Annotated in this window: 12 protein-coding genes; all 12 read right to left on the minus strand. The window is 57.5% G+C overall.

Annotated features, from left to right (window positions below):
* Positions 1–392: 392 nt before the first annotated feature.
* Positions 393–2,531, minus strand: a complete 2,139-nt coding sequence (locus CLG94_RS05405) for a hypothetical protein (RefSeq protein WP_161954040.1) — start codon at positions 2,529–2,531, stop codon at positions 393–395.
* A gap of 393 nt (positions 2,532–2,924) precedes the next feature.
* Entirely contained in the window at positions 2,925–4,160 is a 1,236-nt protein-coding gene (locus tag CLG94_RS05410; protein WP_107561846.1) for a toxin-antitoxin system YwqK family antitoxin, read from the minus strand.
* A 13-nt stretch (positions 4,161–4,173) separates the two neighbouring features.
* Positions 4,174–4,758, minus strand: a complete 585-nt coding sequence (locus CLG94_RS13270) for an energy transducer TonB (protein ID WP_161954041.1) — start codon at positions 4,756–4,758, stop codon at positions 4,174–4,176.
* Positions 4,759–5,431: 673 nt separating this feature from the next.
* Positions 5,432–7,669 carry a TonB-dependent receptor gene (locus tag CLG94_RS05420; RefSeq protein ID WP_107561848.1) on the minus strand — a complete coding sequence of 746 codons (2,238 nt, stop codon included), beginning with the start codon at positions 7,667–7,669 and terminating at the stop codon, positions 5,432–5,434.
* Between the two features lie 268 nt (positions 7,670–7,937).
* Entirely contained in the window at positions 7,938–8,342 is a 405-nt protein-coding gene (locus CLG94_RS05425; RefSeq protein WP_107561849.1) for a type II toxin-antitoxin system VapC family toxin, read from the minus strand.
* A gap of 12 nt (positions 8,343–8,354) precedes the next feature.
* Positions 8,355–8,582, minus strand: a complete 228-nt coding sequence (locus CLG94_RS05430) for a FitA-like ribbon-helix-helix domain-containing protein (RefSeq protein WP_107561850.1) — start codon at positions 8,580–8,582, stop codon at positions 8,355–8,357.
* Between the two features lie 260 nt (positions 8,583–8,842).
* Complete coding sequence (locus tag CLG94_RS05435) at positions 8,843–10,264, minus strand: sigma-54-dependent transcriptional regulator (protein ID WP_107561851.1); 1,422 nt, start codon at positions 10,262–10,264, stop codon at positions 8,843–8,845.
* Entirely contained in the window at positions 10,257–11,735 is a 1,479-nt protein-coding gene (locus CLG94_RS05440; RefSeq protein ID WP_107561852.1) for a sensor histidine kinase, read from the minus strand. The genes CLG94_RS05435 and CLG94_RS05440 overlap by 8 nt, the downstream gene beginning before the upstream one ends.
* A 119-nt stretch (positions 11,736–11,854) precedes the next feature.
* Positions 11,855–14,038 carry a TonB-dependent receptor plug domain-containing protein gene (locus CLG94_RS05445; RefSeq protein ID WP_161954042.1) on the minus strand — a complete coding sequence of 728 codons (2,184 nt, stop codon included), beginning with the start codon at positions 14,036–14,038 and terminating at the stop codon, positions 11,855–11,857.
* A gap of 246 nt (positions 14,039–14,284) precedes the next feature.
* On the minus strand, positions 14,285–15,625 hold the full coding sequence (locus CLG94_RS05450) for a diaminopimelate decarboxylase family protein (protein WP_107561854.1): 1,341 nt from the start codon (positions 15,623–15,625) through the stop codon (positions 14,285–14,287).
* Positions 15,598–16,752 (minus strand): ATP-grasp domain-containing protein, encoded by a 1,155-nt coding sequence (locus CLG94_RS05455; RefSeq protein ID WP_133174648.1) that lies wholly within the window; start codon positions 16,750–16,752, stop codon positions 15,598–15,600. Before CLG94_RS05455 ends, CLG94_RS05450 begins: the two co-directional genes overlap by 28 nt.
* A 680-nt stretch (positions 16,753–17,432) precedes the next feature.
* Positions 17,433–18,755 carry a UDP-glucose dehydrogenase family protein gene (locus tag CLG94_RS05465; RefSeq protein WP_107561856.1) on the minus strand — a complete coding sequence of 441 codons (1,323 nt, stop codon included), beginning with the start codon at positions 18,753–18,755 and terminating at the stop codon, positions 17,433–17,435.
* Positions 18,756–19,005 lie beyond the last annotated feature (250 nt).

Here is a 19,005-nt window from a genome sequence, read left to right on the forward strand (position 1 = left end):
GCGATCCTGTTGCTTCCCAGGAAATCATATCTCACTTCTCTCTAATGCCCCGATTGCCCCTACTTCACTTACGCCGCCTTTTCAGGAATTGCGATCCACGCGTTCATCCAAGCAAAGATGCAGAGCGGCCGCTCTCCTCCTTTCTTTTGCCTAGCCTCTTCACGATTGGGTAAATCACTCGTAACTACTCAGGTGTTTAGGCTGTAGGCTGAAGGCTGTTAGTCGTTGCGCATGGACCGAATCAAGGCGCCCAGAACCTTTTCGGTCTCCATCATGTTCGCGTCGCATTCAGAAAACGCCTGGTTCATCCGTGCGCGTTCCTGCAGGCTAAAAGCCTACAGCCTATCTACCTAAGTAGTTACAATCACTCAACGCTCCGTAATGCGGACATCTTACCGGGTGAAAGAAAACACGCTAATAATACCACGTGACCCGTCCTGCAGATATGCGACGACACCCTTTTCTTTAACAGCCGATAGCACAATCAGGTTCTTCCTGCCGGTACCGTTCAGATCGGCCAAGGCAACGTCACGCACCTTCCCCTCAAGAGGGATCGTCTCCCACCCCCGCGCAAAGGTTCCTTCTTGACGGTCAAACGCCACAACCCGGCTAGGCAGGGACGACTCGACACGAAAAAGCCCAATCTTTTTCGGATTGGTAAAGGTCAGAAGCTCTGTCTTGGCGTTACCCCACAGGGGCGAGGTCTCGACAAGGATTCGCCGCGGCAGGATCTCCCGAATTGCGTGCTCTTCAGGAGTAATCAGGCCCGACTTGAGCCCGTCTCTAGCCAGGAGAGCCCGGTGCGTGGGGATGTGGGAAAAGGCAAGGTGATCGACCTCGCCCAGGTCATCTTTGCCTTCCCATGACGGCTTGCCCTCGCTCCCGTAGGCCTTGACCCGTTGCTCGCTAATAACAGCAACCTCTGATATCTGATCGCCGGTGGCATTGATCGGCGCAAATTCGTAGAGATTCTTCACCTGGACCGGAAGGATGAGTGGCTGCCCTTCGACATACCGCTCGCCATTCCAGGACAGTCGGATGATCGGCCCTTCAAAAGCAGTCAGTTCCCCCATCCGCTGACCGACCAGGATAGGCGTCTCAATACCAGGCCCCATGACCACGCGAAGGAAGTAGCCCAGCTTATCGGCAATTCGGACGAGCTTACTACCTTGAAGTTCCAGGACAAACGAGTGAAGCTCGTTCCGAGCACCGGACAGGGCCGTGATAACGACCTGGGCATGACTGCGGCCATTAATATTGCCGACATCAACATGCAAGTGGCGAATAGACCGGGGACTGCCAATCCTGGCAATCGGCGCCAGTCGTTGATTCTGCCACCGATAGACAATCACCTCAGAGGAGGTTATCCCAACGATCTCTGGCCGTTGATCCCCATCCAGATCTCCCGCTGCCAGTGCAAGAAGCGGATCGGGCAACTCGAATACGACAGACTCTTGCAAACCCTTATTATTATCGGAACGCGCCGGTTCGGCCTCAGCCACAGTCAGGAATGAAGGGGCCCCGGGCTTTCGCAACGCCTCTTCGGCAACCACACCCTTACGGGAAGAGGCTATCTCTGAAGAGGGACCTTTCATCTGCTCGGCAGTTCTCGAAGGCTCAGAACTTTGACGCTCCGCGTGGACGAAAGAGGGTCGTGACGCTGCTGAGGGGGCATGCCCTGAGCCAGGTCGGAGGGCCGGACCAGACGGTGGCGAGGGGGCGGCCACAACCATCGGTCCACGTTCCGCGATCTCGACGCTCGCAACAGTCAACGGCGCTCCGGTAACGACTGACATGACCTGCAGATTCAAGAACAGGCCCTGATGACCAGGACTGAGTTTGCCCAAAACGAGGAGCTGAACGTGCGCCTTCTCCGCCAACAGTTTCAGGGTGGAGGGATCGCCTAATGATTCCACCCGCGAGGAATGCTCCCCCGCCAGCGCGGCCCTGAGGAGCGGATCCTCGATTACGATAAAGCGGCCGGTCTTGGCTAGCGCAATGGCCAGATCTTTCGTGACCGAATGGGCATTCGCTTCCTTGATCCCGCCGGTATTGATGAGTGGAAGGCCAACCAATAGACGGTCTGAACCTACCCGGACCAAATCACTGGCCCTGATGGTAGACCCCTCCTCTCTGGAGACAATGGCCGCCTCCGAGAATTTCTCTTTCACATCAACGACTCTGAGGAGGCCCAGCCTTTTGTCCCGCCTTCCCAAGATCTCGCCAGTCACGGGGTGTTTGACTTCATCTCCTGCCCGATAGACCTGCAGTTCCATCCCCTGGTACACCTTATTGGCCCCCAGGTCGATCAGGACCCGGTCCCTCTCGACTCCTGTCACTGACCCTTGGACGACTGGAAAGGCTTCAGCGAGTTTAGCGGCAGCCTCCTCAGCAGCTTGACCAAAGGCCGGCTCCAGAGCGCGAGCTTGAGAGGCAATGATCGGGATAAAAAGGGTAACGACGAGACAAAGGCAAACCAGCCCGCGCCAGACACATGGAGGAGCAACTCTGACCGTTTTCGTATTCTTCACAAGGTGAGTGAAAACCTTCATGCCATTGAACGCGATCAGCACCGGCTCGATTGTATCGATGAGAAACCATGCACGCCTCTCACGCCCAGGAGAGCCAACCCATTCAGAAACGCTGTTTGATGCGTAACTACTTAGGTGTTTAGGCTGAAGGCTGAAGGCTGTTAGCCATTGCGCATGGACCGAATCAAGGCGCCCAGAACCTTTTCGGTCTCCATCATGTTCGCGTCGCATTCTGAAAACGCCTGGCTCATCCGTGCGCGTTCCTACAGTCTAAAAGCCTATAGTCTATCTACCTGAGTAGTTACTTTGATGCAACGGCATTTTACACCTCATTCGCGCCAATCTGTCAAGTAATTTTTCTCTCGAATATATGCCGTCTTGAGAGGTTGAGCGTTACGGGATCTTAGGCATCAGCAGGCGCGGCGGGCTGTCCGCTCGCTTTTCGCCGACCAGTTCCTTACCCACGACCTTCCCTCCTGCAAAGCGATACCGGACATGAACCTTGCCATTGTAATCGGTGTCCTCTTCCTGAAGCACCTTTTCACCCGTCTCATTATAGGAGACCCAGACGTCCGGTCGGCCGTCCCCGTTGGTGTCATACTCTTCTTTGGCAAGGCGACCACTCCCAAAGAAGCGAACTAGGTCATACCGCCCCTCGTATTTGGTATCAACCTCCTGCCGTTGAATCTCTTCCTCGCGAAAGAAGGTGACGACATCCATCTTCCCCTGCCGCCTGGTATCCTGCTGTCGCTTGACCGGCTTACCGCTCTCGTACCAGTCGATCAGATCGAGCCGGCCGGCTCCCTGCGTGTCCTCTTCTCGTCGGAAAAGGATGCCTACCTGGAAAAAGTAGGCGACGTTCGGCCGGCCTTGACCAAGAGTATCCTCCTCTTGCTTGACGATCTGTCCGTTCTCATAGTAGGCCCAGACGTCAGGTCGCCCGGAACCCTTTCGGTCGGCCTCGCGCCGGATCAGGCGCTCGTCCTTGTCGTAATACGACCAGCGGTCGATCCGCCCCGATCCTTTCGTATCCTCCTCGCGCCGCACGAGTTTTCCTTCCTGGTAATAAGAAAAGAACGTTGGGCGAGCGACTCCCTTCTTATCCTCCTCATCCCTGATGAGCACGCCGGCAGCATCATAATACGACCAGAGGGTGATCTTTCCATCGCGTTTCACCGATTCCTCGGCCCGAACCGCCTTCCCCTTTTCGTAGAAGATGAATCGATCGACTCGCCCATCGGCATCCAGGTCCTGTTCTGCCTTCATCGGGATTCCCTGGTGATAACTAATCCGGATATCGAACTTCCCATCGCCGTTGTTATCTTTTTCCGTCCTCTCCACCTGACGATCTGTAGACAGGTGGTGCCATGTGTCGGGTTTACCGTCTTTATTCGTGTCTACTGCCTGGAGGATCGGGTGTCCATCCCGGTAGGTGATCCAGGCATCGATACGCCCGGAGCCGGCGCTATCAACCTCCTCCCGGATGACCTCCCCATTCTCGTCATAGAAATACTTACTCTTCGGCTCGGCTCCTCCTGCAGGAGGAGCGAAAAAGACGAGAAGGGAAAGGGCGAGGGGAAAGGACAAGGATATGGAGAACAATCTCGCAATGTGTAAGATAGTCGTCACGCCCTATCCCATATCAGTTAAGCGCGAACTTTACCGGAAGCAGCACCCAGCTTTCCACCGGCTTCCCACCCTTTTTGGCAGGAAGAAACGCCCACCCCTTAACCGAATCTACCGCCTCCCGATCAAGGATCTCATAGCCCGAGGATCGATCAATAGTAAGTTGCCCCACGCGACCATCCGCCCGAACCAAGACACGCAGGTAGACCGTTCCTTCGTAACCTTTTTCCCGTGCCAAAGGAGGGTACCTGGGAAGCGGATTGATCCCGTAGTTCGGGGCCGCGTATCCACCTCCAGCAGCTCCACTACCTGTCCGGCCAGATCCTCCGCCTGTACCGCCGCCCTGGGGAGAACCAACAGTCACTGTCGGTGTCAGTGGCGCGGTCAACGCTGCGTCGAGCCGGCCCGCTCCACCCCGGCTTGCTGAGCCGGAGCCGCCTACGCCATCCCCGTCAGGACCGAGCAGAACCGGCCCCGGCGACAAGCTAACTGCTGTAGAGGATCCCGGTGTGCCAACGTCCACTGCGCGTGACCCACTCCCCGACATACCAACGGCCTTTGGCCCGCCGATCCGCTCATCCAACGTCGTAGGCTCCACCACCTCAGCCGCCCGAGCAGGTGAAGACGCCGCAAGAACAGGAGACGGAGGCGAAACGCGAGGTTGAGCCATCGCTTTCGAGTTGACAGGAGGAACCGCCTTCCCTGGGGCGGCTGCTTGCCTCGTGCGAGTGCGGTCAGGGTGTCCCGATGGAGCGGATGGCTCGGAATTCTCACTTCCAATGAGGGTTACGACAAGGGGCCGCGGAGCTGATGGAGCCGTGAGAAGCCCAAAACTGATGATAACCCAAGCCAGAATCAGGTGGAAACCGGTGGAACTCAGGAGAAATCGGCCCAACGAAAGCGGTCTGGCCTGCGATCCAACCAGAAACGTCATGACAGGATGGATCGCATCGGGGGCCCGGTCAACCTCAGTACGGCCTCCTTGACGTCCAAGCGCGAAACTATCCTTTGGAGACATAAAACAATTATAGCGGATCATTACGAAGCGAGCGAAGAGTTTTTTCTTACATACGGTCCTGTGATCGTAACTCCTCAGGTGTTTAGGCTGTAGACTGAAGGCTGTTAGTCGTTGCGCATGGACCGAATCAAGGTGCCCAGAACCTTTTCGGTCTCCATCGTTTTCGCGTCGCATTCAGAAAACGCCTGGCTCATCTGTGCGCGTTCCTACAGTCTAAAAACCTACAGTCTATCTACCTGAGTTGTTACCTGTAATCTTAGAATCGGTAACTGGCGCCGACCAAGACGTTGATCGGCGGCGCAGGATTCAAAAACCGCTCGATAGGCTCCCCGGGGACCTTAGCATTTGGGGCGAAGGTCCCAAAGGTCTCATAGCGGTTGTTTGTCAGATTGTTGATCTTTACGAACCCGTTTAACCGCTTCCAGTGGAGATCGAGGCCGGTACTCAAGATAATATAGTCGTCGAGCTTCGACTGGGTGTTCGCCTCGTCGCCACGCAAGAACTGCGAGCTCACATAGGTCAGGTCCAGAGAGAGGCTCAGCCATCTATAGAGATGGTAGCGGAGACCGGCATTTACACGATGGTTCGGTATTAAGGGGAGTTGATCCCCCTTGGCCACTTGCTGAGGGACGCCTGGCGTTCGAGGCGAGCCCAGCTCGATGTTATCCTGGAAGGTTCCGCGGGTGAATGTGTAATTCACGTAGGGCTCCAGAAGGTTTCTGTAGATCCCGCGCAGGCCGGCCTCCAACCCCTGGCGCCTGGTGTTACCGATGTTCTGGAAGAAGACGGTCAGCTCGGCCGGATCGGAGACAGAGAAGATGTCATCGCGCACATCGGTCCGGTAGAGCGCCAGGCTCCCCTCCAGCCAGGGCAAGGGGCGCGCCCGGAAACCCACCTCGTAGTTGTGGGCCCTGACGGGACTAAGCTTCAAGAAGCCGGTGTCGGGCGCCACACCTGCCTGCAGGCCGACGCATGGCGAATCGGGCTTGCCACAGGTCAGCTCCAGGAAAGCCGGGACTCGCCACCCCTGGGAGTATGAAAAATAGAACCCGTAGCTGTCGGAGAGATTGTAGTTGATGCCGGCCCTGGGGTTCACGCGGCTATAGGAGGCCCTCCCCGTCGCCTTGCCCGGCTCTTCTGGGCTCGAGTCGGTAATATCGTGCCTGACGTAATCAACCCGGAGCGCCCCCGTCAAGAACAGATTGTCACTGGACAGTAGCAGGCCACGCCCAAGCTCGGCGGTGTCCTGGATGTACGCCCCGACGGTATCCTGCTTGTCGGAGAGAACGGAGGTAAGCTGCTTCTCCGGGCATTCCTCATCCGGATTCTTCCCCGCGGCGAGCGCCTCCTCTCGGCATTGCTGACGAGACCGATCATTCTGCTCCTCGGAAACCCGGATGTCTACATCGTGACGGGTGTATTCGGTCCCGATGGTCAGCAGATTCTTGCGCCCCCAGAATCGGCCTTCGTGCGTGAGCTGGAGCGTGCCACCGCCGGAGAAGGTATCATTAAAGAGGCGTGAGTTCTCGCTGATCAGGCTCGCGTTGAACTGCTCGGTGTCCAGCTTCCTGACGAATCCGTTGAGGGCAAAGGTAAAGCCCCCGCCGAGGCGTTGACTGGCATTCAGAGTCCCCATATGGAGATTCGGGTTGAAGAAATCGCCCCCGGTGAAGTTCTGCGTCCGATCGACCTTCAGGACGCTCTCGGGCAACGTGCCTGGTTGCAGAATCCTATTATTCTGAAACTGGTACGAAAGGGTGATGTCAGTGCCGCCTTGACGGAAACCGAGCTTCCCAAAGGCTTGCGAAAGGCGGCTGTCGGACTGAACTCTCCAACCGTCCTCATCGAACTGACTTCCGGCGACGTAGTAGTCGAATGGTCCGGCAGTTCCACTCATGTACCCCCGCCCCTTCCGGCGCCCGAAGCTGCCACCTGAACCTTCAACGACCATCTCTCGCTCGGCTGTACCCCGCTTCGTAATGATATTCAGGGAACCGGCCAGGGTGTTCCGGCCGAAGATAGCCGTTGGTCCACGAATCAACTCGATCCGTTCGACATCATCGAGCGGGATGAGGTCGAAATTGATCTCTTCGACGGTCGGCTCGTTGACCCTGACCCCATCCACGAACACGCTGATTCCCTGAGGGACGCCAGTGACCGAGGTACCCGAAAAGCCTCTAAAGGAGAGATCGAACTGATAGGCGTTGCCCTGTTGATCGTTCAGATGGACCCCCGGAAGCTGCTGCATGACGTCCTGGAGGTTCAGCGCACCCGAGCGTTTGATCTCCTCGGCCGTAATAACCTGAACGCTAGCCGGAACTTCGGCGAGCGAGAGCGGGACCTCTGGAAGGCGGGCCGGCGCAGTCACGAGGATCTCTGGAAGCGGGGTGATCTCCAGAGGCACTCCAGATTCCTGGGCATGCACGCCATTGGCCCACCAACTGATCATCAATCCCGCCAGCGCTCCGATCGCCTGAGTCCGAGCTCCCTGCATAGTGTCACCTCCTTAAGGATGCCTAGGGATAGAGGAGCGAGTTCAAGTAGACATCTCCCCTGAGAAGCATCCCCATGATGCAACGCGTATGCCGAATGGAAGCCGAGATGAGGGGCAGCTAACTCATTGAATTATCGAGAGGGATTCGGGAGCATATCCAAACCGTACGCGGGAAGATCTGGTTGATTTCAACCACTGGTTGATTTCAACCGGTCGCGCTTCTCGGTGTCGGTGAGGTCGTAGGCTTCTTTCGGCTGGCGGGTCATGGTCAGGCGGCGAGAGCTACTTCGAGCGACTGCGTCAATTCGGGCGCGGCGCGCCGGAGCGTCGCATCTTCCGTGACGAGCTTTACCCCCAGTTCCCGAGCCGCCACGAGGAAACGAGCGTCGTAGACTGACACCTTGTAGGTCATCGCGACAACCAAGGCTTGATGGTGGCTGACAACGGTCAACCCTGGGCTCAGGAATACCTCGGCCTCATTGAGCCGCGCAAGCGCCTCACCCTCGCTGGTTAGCCCCATACGCGCGTAGGTCGCCATAACGTTCGCGAACTCTATCAGCGCGAAGGACTCCGTGCGCCAATCCCAATCTTTTTCCAGCAGCCGGCGCGCCGCATGCGTCCAGGCATTCTCGACCCACAATGAGATCGCGATGTTGGTATCGATCAACACCATCGTCAATAACGCTCAGTCACGCCCTTCGGCGATGGCGGCTTCGATGTCTTCAATGGTCGGACGGTCTCCACTCGCCAGCTTCAGCGGCGGTGACAGCTTTGGTGGCTGGCGGGGCGCCGCGAGTACGGACTCGATGAGGCTCACCACCTCTTTGGTGACGGAGCGATGGTGGCGCTGTGCCTGCGCCTTCAAGCGCACGTGCAGTTTTTCGGGGAAGTTCTTGATCACCAGCGTGCTCATGGACAATCCCTCCAGCTAGTGTCGTGAATCAGAAATATCGAAACATAAAACGGCGTCTTTTTTCGCATGGCGGTGTTGCTCGTCGTTGCCATAGTCCGGGCTATGGCGCCTCCTCGTGCCTTGCCATGCGAAAAAATCCATTCGTTTTATTCTGTTCCGCTATTTATGATTCACGACACTAGGTATTAAATTGCTAGTAGTAGTATAGCATATAGCTATCCATTCATCAACCCCAATACTCCGGAACACCTGTATCGGTTCTACAAAATGGCCGGGCGGGTAATCCCATGTTTCTGGATGCGATAACGGAGCGCTTCTCTACCGATGCTCAATTTTCTGGCAGCTTCCGCGACATTGCCGTCCGTCAGGTCCAACGCCTGCTTGATCAATTGTCGCTCAACCTCATCCAAATCGATACCCTGTTCTGGAAACTGTATCTGAAACGTCTCATCGGCGCCGGGTGGGTGATTTCGCCTTTGGCTTGCAACGACAGGGGACGTGGCGTCCATGCTAAGAGCCGAGGGACCGATCTCTTGCTCATCGCAGACCAAAAGCGCCCGCTCTACCAAGTGGACGAGTTCTCGAACATTGCCAGGCCAGCGGTACGCTCTGAGGGCTTGGAGGGCGGCCTCTGTGAACCGTCTTACAGGAAGCGAATACTTATGGGTCAGTTGCTTGAGAAAGTGGTTCGCCAGCAAGACCACATCTTCGCCGCGCTCCCGCAACGGCGGCAGTTCCACGGTGAGGACCTTCAGGCGATAGTAGAGATCTGGTCGGAAGGCGCCGACCTTCACAGCCGCCTCGAGGTCGCGGTTGGTGGCCGCAATAATACGAACATTGATTTTTCGCTCCCGAAGGCTGCCCAACCGGCGAATCTGCCTTCGCTCGATCGCCTTCAACAGCTTCGCCTGAAGCTCTGGACTCAGCTCGCCGACCTCGTCCAGAAAGAGCGTCCCGCCGTCGGCCGCCTCGATCAGGCCAGGCTTCGCAGCAGTGGCGCCTGTGAACGCGCCCTTCTCGTACCCAAACAGCTCCGCTTCTGCGAGATCCTTTGGGATCGACGTACATTCAATCTCGACAAACGGCTGCCCGGCAAGGCTTCCTCGGCGATGGATTGCCCGTGCCACGAGGTCCTTCCCCGTCCCGGTCTCGCCCAGCAGCAACACCGTCGGCAGCTCGCCCGCAGGCCTGGGTTCGAGGTGAGCGATCCGTCCGATCATCTCTATGACCTGCGTCATCCCGGCAGAGACGCCAATGATCTCGCCATGAGCGGCCTGCTGGACCTCCTTGCGTTGGAAGTAAGAGAGGCGTTCTCTCAGGCGATGCGTCTCCAATGCTTTCTCGATGATAAATGTCAACTCATCGTGATCGATCGGCTTCTGGATGTAGTCGTATGCCCCATCCTTCATCGCGGCCACAGCGCTCTCGACGCTGCTGTACGCAGTCATGATGATGACGATGATGCTCCCGTCGAGGCTCAAGATCTTCCTTAGCGCGTCGAGCCCACTCATACCGGCCAGCTTGATATCCAGCAGGATCAGATCGGGCCGATCCGTCTCGATCGATATCATCCCCTCCTCTGCGCTCGACAGACTTCTGCACTCATGGCCATTTCTGCTGAGGGTGTGCGCCACGGAGCGAGCAAACACGACCTCGTCATCAATGACCAGTATCTTAGCCATTGCGACCGGCTCCTGTAGGATAGGTAATCGGAAGCAGAACCTGTACTGCAGTCCCACCCTCTGTGCGGTTCGACACGGTAAGGCTTCCCCCGTGAGCGCTGATAAACTTCCGGGCCATTGTCAGGCCAAGGCCCACGCCGTCGCTCTTCGTGGTAAAGTACGGGGTGAACACCTTCTGGAGTATGTCGGGGGGGATTCCCTCGCCATTGTCAGCGAACTCAATAGCGATGCCGCCTGGCCCCTCACCTTCGTGGATCAGCCGGGAGGTAATCACAATGTTCCCCTTTCGGGGGGTCGCTTCGCACGCGTTAGCGAGTAGGGCAACGAGGGCCTGTTCCAGATAGCCCTCATCAAGGGGGACAAGCGGCAATGTTGGGGATGGGATCAAGTCAAGCGTGATCTGCTTCCCCTCGATCATCGGGCGAACCACATCAACCGCCTGCATGACCACTCGGTTCAGATCGAAAGGGATCAAGGTTGGCGTAATCGGTTTCAAGGCAAAGAGAAAGTTGTACGCCCATTGGTTCAAGCGATCAACGCTTTCCACAATGCTCTGAAGCGTAAGCCGAACCTCTGCGGACTGCTCCGATCCCTTGAGGGCTGCCTGAGCGGCAGACCGGATGCTCGCCAATGGGTTACGGATATTGTGGGCAATACAGGAAGAGAGCTCGCCGGCCGCCGCCAATCGTTCGGCTTGAAGCAAGCGTTCCTGAATCCCCTTAAGCGACTGGGCCATGCGATTGATCGAGGCCGCCAGATCGCCTAATTCATCTTGGAACGTGACCTGGACACGATGATCCAACTCTCCGGTACTGATGATCGCGGTCGAGCGACCGATCGCCCGAAGAGGCTTTACCAGCCACCGGTGAATTCCGAACAGCAGCCCGCTGCCCCACGCGAGGGCGAGTAGCACGACGACTCCGGCCAGCAGTTCTCCCTGAGTCGCGACGGCGCGGGTCCGTTGCATCGACTGCTGTGCGGCTGCGTCATAATAGGCCCGCAGCCGGTCAATCTGTTCGTCTTGCCGCAGGAACGCCACTTGCTCCAGTTCCCGCTCGACCCGCTGTATGGCCCGCTCCCGAACGCCTTTCTCGAGAAGTTCAAAAATCTCCCTCACAAGCTGTGTAACCTGTCGATGCGCCGTCTCGAGCGCGTGAATCCGCTCCTCCTCCGCCCTCGACTGGGAATGCTTCCGGAGGTCAGCCAACTCCCCCTCCACCGTCACCCCCAGGTTCTCGAACTCCCCCCGTGCGGACCGATCCCCACTCACAAACCGGTCGAGGATCTCCTTGATCTGCCGATACAAATCCCCCCGCAGCCGCTCGGCCCTCAGACTCTGCGCGTGGGAGTAGGTGAGATCCCTTACTCCCGCCTCCCATCCTCGCAGAGCCCAGACCATGACGAGCCCGATGCAGACCACCAGGGTAAAGATGACCAGATACCCGATGCGGAGCTTTGTGCGGATCAGCATGCGACTGATCGCCCCATAAGTTCTAAGCCATCAGCAATGACTGTAGGGGCAGGGCTTGCCCTGCCCACAGACGGCGCAGCAAGCAGCGCCCCTACATCAGTTGCTGCTGAGGGCTTTCTTCAGAACCGTACTCTGACGCCGCCATGTACGAGCAGCGGAGTACCGGTGGTGACGATGCCATCGGCCGTCCTGCTGACCTCGTACGTCCTATCGAAGAGGTTCTCTGCCGCCAGGAAGAGTTCTCCTGCGGTCGCCCCTGGAACGGGGATCGGTCGCGAGAGCATGAGGTCCACCACAAAGAAGTCGCCGAGCTTCAGTGAGTTGAGGTCGTCCTCAAATTGATCCCCGACAAACCGCCCCTGGACGGAGACGTTGATGAGGGCAGGGTTGGTGTAATTCAGCTTCAAGGCAAACTGATGCCTCGGAACCTGGGCGATTCTTTTTCCCTCCAGATCCGGCTGGTTCGGGGCGCTCAAGACCTCAGTATGGTTATAAAGATAACTGCCTGAGGCGGTCCAGCGCGGAAGCGGACGATATTCCAGTTCGGCCTCGATCCCCCTGATCCGTGTCCGGTCCAGGTTGTCCCGCTGTCGGCAGACGCCTCCGGCCGGAACGAAGCCGCAAGGAGCAACGGGGGCCCCCGCACCGATCCCCTTGGTGACGTTGACAACAGGATCCTTCACCTCGTTCCAAAAAGCAGTCAGCCGACCGAGAAGGTTGCTCATAATGGCATAGTCGGCCCCGACCTCTCCCCCGATTAGCCGTTCCGGATCCAGATCTGGATTGGCTTCGGTAATATCGTTTCGGACCCTGAATGGCCGAAATTGCTCATTGATAGTCGGCGCCCGAAACCCCTTGTAAAAAGAGCTTCTCAGCGAGAGTTGATCGGTGGCATGGTAAAGGAGAGCCACCTTGGGACTGAAGGCAAATTCGTCCCGATCGGGGAACGAACCAGGAGAAGTCGGAGTAATCGCCCCAGTTTGTTTATTTTTCTCAACGCGAGAGGCATTGAAGCTCTGCCAGGTGTCGAGCCGACCAGCGATCGTCACCTGCCATCCAGGTGCGGGAGTGAAAATGTCCTGAATGTAGGCGCCCGTCAAGACCTGCTCCCCACCGGCCTTCCGTCGCCGAGTGAACTCTCCTAGAGCCTGACTGAATGTGGCGTCTTCATTAGTTTCTCCGTCGATCCATCGCAGATCCGTTCCAGCCGTGAGCAGATGGGACTGAAAGACCCGCTTCGACCACTGCAAGTTTAACCCTACATCCGTTGAGGGGACGTCGAACTGATTGAGCGCCGGGGTTTCCGAGTTCCGATTGGGAGCCGCAGAGGTAAAGGTGCTGCTAAACGTCTGCAGGTGCGAGAACATTGTGAGCTGCCAGTCGCTTCCGTCGGCGGTTTTCAGCCGGCCTCCCGTGGCAATATAGCCGGTCTCGGTCTCATTATTCTGAAACGGGGTCCCGTTGCCGCGATCCTCCCGAAAGAAACTGCCGGCGAGAAAGAGCGAAGAGTTCAGGGAAGGGGTGTATTCCATCCGGCCGTTAAAGGTCTTATGGCTGGAGTTAGCATTGACATCTATCTTCCCCCGCTGATCCTTTCGAACGATCTTATAGCCGTCAGTATCAAAGAAGCTGCCTTCAAGAGAGATACCCCATGGGCCTGTAACGTGGCTCACCAGCAGGTCGGCATCGACCGTGTCCCGGGTCCCGAGATCGAGCTTGGCTTGAGCGACCCGCGCCTCCGGCCGCCTGGTGATGATATTAATGACACCTCCAAGCGCGTAGTTGCCCCAGACGCCTGAGCCGCCTCCGCGAGCGACCTCGATGCGCTCAATGCTCTCCATTGGCACCTTGTTCCAGTAAATCCAGCCGCCGAACGGATCGTTAAGCGGGACCCCATCCAAGAGCACCAGCGTCCGACTTACCCCGCTGGGCCCGATCCCGCGAAGGGAGACCCCCTGAGTCGTCGGATGGGTGACCAGGCTGCTGCTCCGCCTGAACAGACTGAACCCCGGGATCTGCCGCAGCAGATCGTCCACAGTCCTGGCCGGCGATTGCTCGATATCTTCCCGCGTGATGACCGTGACATTGGCCGGGACGTCCCGTAACCGCTGCTCGACTCGACTGGCGGATACCACAACCGGCTCCAGACGAACCGCCTCCCCAGCTCCACTTGGCACCGGCGAGTCGGTATCGGCGCCCCACGCAACCGGAGATGGTCGCATGAGGCCGCCGAGGGCGATAAGCCCTGCAACAACGATGATGACCGAATGCGTTCCGAATTTTACTCTTCGTGTCAGCGTCATTCCCCCCCCCGTTCCCATTGTGTAGCGTGCCGCTCTACGCGCGAGATGAACTTACCATATCAGTAACAGCTCAGGTGCTTAGGCTGTAGGCTGAAGGCTGTTAGCCATTGCGCACGGACCGAATCAAGGCACCCAGAACCTTTTCGGTCTCCATCATTCTTCGCGTCGCATTCGGAAAACGCCTGGCTCATCTGTACGCGATCCTACAGTCTAAAAACCTACAGTCTATCTACCTGAGTAGTTACCTTACCATATCATCTCATTGAACTGCTCTTCAACGGACAGTTTCTTATACAGCCATGTCCACTCACCCTTGTCGACCAGGATCGCATTCGGGATCGGCTCCCCGAAGTTCTGGGCCATAGAAAAGGTGTAGGCCCCGGCATTGAACACGGCGAGCAGATCGCCTGGAGTGATTGCCCCGCTGACGAGTGAGAGCGGAACAGGCTCTGACGGCACACACAGGAAATCACCGACGTGATACATGGTTCGCCCAGGCGAAACATGACAAGGCATGACGACATATTCGGCGTTTTCGCGGGGCGGCAAGATATTCCGGCCCGCATCGACCAGAGCCCAGCGTCTATGGACCGTTCGCTTGCATGTCAGAATACTCGTCAGGCACGCGGCGGCGTCGTTCACCAGATACCGTCCGGGCTCAACGATCACCTGCCGATCGCCCGGCAGTCCGACAAGCGGCTCCAACATCTCGCGAATGAAGTGTCGGAACGTCTGACCCTGCGCCTCCATGGGATAGCGACTGCCGAATCCGCCACCGAAGTCGAGGACGGGGATCCGGATCCCAAGATCGGCTTCCACCCGTCGGAGAAACTTCACCACTGCGGCAACGTGGGCCCGATGCGCATCAGGTCTGTATTGCCTGGTATAGCTGTGGCAATGTACCGCACGAAGCGAGAGAGAGCTCGACGCGACGATCCTTCTCACCGCGCCAGCCGCCTCGCCGCTGGGCACGTCAAAGCCGAACTTCGATCCAGGGGGGGCGAACTGGCCCCGGAGGCGCCGCGACAGGAGTGGGTTGATCCTGATGCCCACCTCAATCGTCCTCCCAAGCCGTTGACCCAAGCTCTGGAGAAACGCGATCTCTGGCAACGACTCGACATTGATGAGTGATACCCCATCGATGACAGCGTGCTCCAGGAATTCCGGTCGCTTCGCCGGGCCGTTCACGACAACCTGAGCTGGGGAAAAGCCGATCCGCCTGGCCAGCAGGTACTCATATTCAGATATCACCTCGACACTCAACCCCGCATCTCTCAGGAGCGACACCACACCACCCAGATAGCATGCCTTCAGAGCAAAGTGGATACGGATCGGGCAGGAGGACGCATCCGCGGCGGCTGTAACCTCTGCGATGTTGTCGAGCAGGCGCGCTGTTGAATAGACCAGGAGCGGCGTGCCGAGCGGCTTTACAATCTCCCGGCAGGAAAGGCCTTCGACCCACACCTCCCCGCCCTTCACATGAAACGGGCCGCCCTGACTGAGAACGCGGCGCGTAGCTGATAATGCGGAAAACTGTTTGTCGCGGGTCATGCTTGTTCTTATGCGGGCGTTGTCGCGTGTAAGCATGTCGACTCAATCTCGGCGGCGGCGCGCGTGAGTCGATCGAAGCACTCCGACCGGCTTTGCCCGCGCGAGAAGACCGTACAGACCGGCTTCCCCTGTGCAATCCGTTCCTCTGCGAGCGGCAGATCTCGAGTACCCCGATCGAACCACCGCTGGGGATCATGGAAGATCAGAGTCTGGGAAGCGAAGAAGATGGCCTTACCGAAGCAGCCCGCGTCAGGATGAGCGAGGAGGTGAAAGTCAGGAAGCCTCCCCTGGCAGGCGTCGAGATGTATCTTGAAGATATTCAGGCCATAGGCCCGTTCGACCAACTCCATCGAGGCGGTATAGCGTGGATTAATCTCAAGTGGATAGACGGTCTTACCCTTCAGGATGAAATCGATTCCATTGACGCCCACAAGATGAAACTCTCGGGTAATGGCAGCAACGACCTGGCTTATGCTACCCACGAGATCGCCCCATTCGGCCTGCCCCGCCCCCATGGACCCGAGGATGCTCCCGCAGTAACGAAAACCGTCCGCCCCGAACTCTGTCCTGCCAACAAGCTGCTCGGAGATACCCAGCAGACACGCATCCCGACCATCCGCAGCGAACACTGCGCCACATGGCAGGCCGTCCAAGTACTCCTGAAGAAAATAATCAGCCTCAAGGCGATCTCCAGGCAGGTGAACGGCGATCCCATGGCCACCCCCGCTTCGCAGCGGTTTGCGTAGCCACCGGATATCAGAATCGCGGTTGAGGGGCTTGGAACCAAAGGCGATCTTTGGCGCAGGGATACCGGCTCGCGCAAGACACTCAAAAAATCTGGCAGGGTCTCTCACCGATACCAGAACGGCGGGGCTGTTACCAAGAATCGGCTTCCCGCCGGCCATTACCTCAACCACTGATGGATGGTTTTCCAGGTTGGCGACGTAGACCAGGGCATCGAAGGTCAGGCCCGCAGATACCTGGATCAGGTGCCGGGGATCGTACGGAATGTTGAGGTCCCGCTTAACCGAGCGATGCGTACATAGCAACCCCAGATCGAAATCCCCGAAGTAGTCAACCGCAACGATTCGATGATGTAGTCCGCTCCTAACCGCCGACTCCACCAGGCCACGCGCGCTGACTCCCGCAATCAGGATATCCACCGATTCCTCTTTCTGCTGATGTGGGAGCAAACGACAGCAGACTATACGGAGTATGGGTACTGCCTCATCCAGGAAGGGGCACGCTTGCAACGAGGTCAAGGTTGGTAAGCGGATACAGAAGGCTGATGACCGTCGTGCCTTCCCGAATCTTCAGTAATTCCGCCGGGGTAGGGCGCTGAATATTGATGATCACGTCTGTGGCGGCAAGTAGCGCTTCCGTTGAAGACCCTGTTGTGGTGCCGACCTGCTCCCCATTCCGGGCTGGAGGCGACTGTTACGCAAGCTGCCCGGGCCCGACGCGCTTTCGCATCACCTATGGACGCGGAGTGTACTAAAACGCGCCATCTAACGTCAATCACAAATGTAACTACTCAGATGTTTAGGCTGAAGACTGAAGGCTCTGCATTATCTCGCAAGGCACGAATCAAGCCATTCAAGACCTTCTCGGTAACTCTTCTTTCGGAAACCCTGTGGTTACCCCTAAAAACCTTCAGCCTTCAGTCTATCTACCTGCGTAGTTACCATGGAAGTGTAGTGACCCTGCGCTGATAATCGTCCAGGCTCATAGTCTCAGCCACCACATTAGTGAAGAGCCAGAACTGCCCCCATGACCGCACCCAACGCAAGCGGGGGCTGATGGAAGCCGGCAAATCCATAGGGGCATTCTGGAGCTTCTCGGGCTATCGTCCGACCCCGCAATACGTAAACCCCAACGTGCGCACGCGCTCGGGTTCATAGGCATTCCGCAGGTCTACCAGGATCGGGCGGCGCATCAGCCCCTTCACCTTCTCCAGATTGAGGTTACGAAACTGATTCCATTCTGTGGCCAGGACCAACACGTCCGACCCTTCTGCTGTGCTGTACGCGTCTGTTCGGTAATCCACCTCTGGCAGGACACGCCGCGCCTGCTCCATTGCTGCGGGATCGTAGGCCTGCACCCGGGCGCCCAGGCGCTGCAGTTCGCTTATAATAGCAAGGGAGGGCGACTGCCTGACGTCATCCGTATTCGGTTTGAAGGCCAATCCGAGCATGCCTATAGTAATCCCCTCCAGAGATCCGGGATCCGAAGAGGCCCCCAGGGCTCCGATAATCTTTTGCACCATCCGAAGTCTCTGCTGCTCGTTCACCTCAATGACGGTCTCAACCACACGGGCCCGGCATCCATGTTCCCTCGCAATATTGACAAGCGCCCACGTGTCTTTGGGGAAACAGGAACCACCAAAACCCGGGCCTGGATGTAAGAACTTTGAACCAATCCGCTGATCAAGCCCCATCGCCTTGGCTACGGCGTGAATATCCACCCCCAGGACATCGCAAAGGTTCGCCATCTCGTTCATGAAGGTAATTTTTGTTGCAAGGAAACTGTTTGAGGCATACTTGATCAATTCGGCCGTCTCGATCGTCGTAATCACAAAGGGGACATCGATGAGATACAGGGGGCGATACAGATCCTGGAGGATGGCAACGGCCTGCGGATTATCTGCCCCAATGACGACTCGGTTGGGTCGCAAGAAGTCCTCAATCGCCGATCCCTCGCGTAGGAATTCCGGGTTGGAAGCGATATCAAACACTCCCCGTGGTCCGCCTTCATTCTCTTCGCTGATAATTTTCTGGATTATCCGCCCGGTCCCGACGGGGACGGTGCTCTTGGTCACGATTACTTTATATCCGTTCAGGTTCCTTGCCACGGTTCGGGCGACTTCCTCGACATAGCAGAGATCTGCAGAACCATCCTCTCTCGAAGGCGTTCCCACGGCGATAAAGACTACCAGGGACTCTCGAATCGCACGCGCCGTGTCAGTTGTAAACTGGATGCGGCCTTGCTCGAGATTTCTGTGCAGCATCTCGCCCAACTGCGGCTCGTAAATAAGGACCTCTCCTTTTGCGAGCCGATCGATGCGCTCCTCATCCTTGTCCACAGCGGTCACATGCAGACCAAACTCCGCGAAGCAGACCCCGGTGACGAGACCCACATAACCTGTTCCAATAATAGCGATATTCATAGAATTACTCCTTTCCTCGTCGAATCGATCTGCTCTTGGAGATCATCCGCGTCCTCAACGTCCATCGCAGGATGATAGGAGACAAGCCAAAGGGGCCATCCAGTATTCGGTCGAACGAAAAGAGCGACAACGGAGGGCGGAGCGGGTTGGCCAATACGGGCTCAAGAGAGTAGGATCGCCGGTAGGAGTGCGTCAGGAGGCGATCGAAACACTGGAACGGCCGGGAAGAAAAAAAAGGTCGCGGCCATGA

It is taken from the genome of Candidatus Methylomirabilis limnetica, assembly GCF_003044035.1.
Taxonomy (GTDB): Bacteria; Methylomirabilota; Methylomirabilia; order Methylomirabilales; family Methylomirabilaceae; genus Methylomirabilis; species Methylomirabilis limnetica.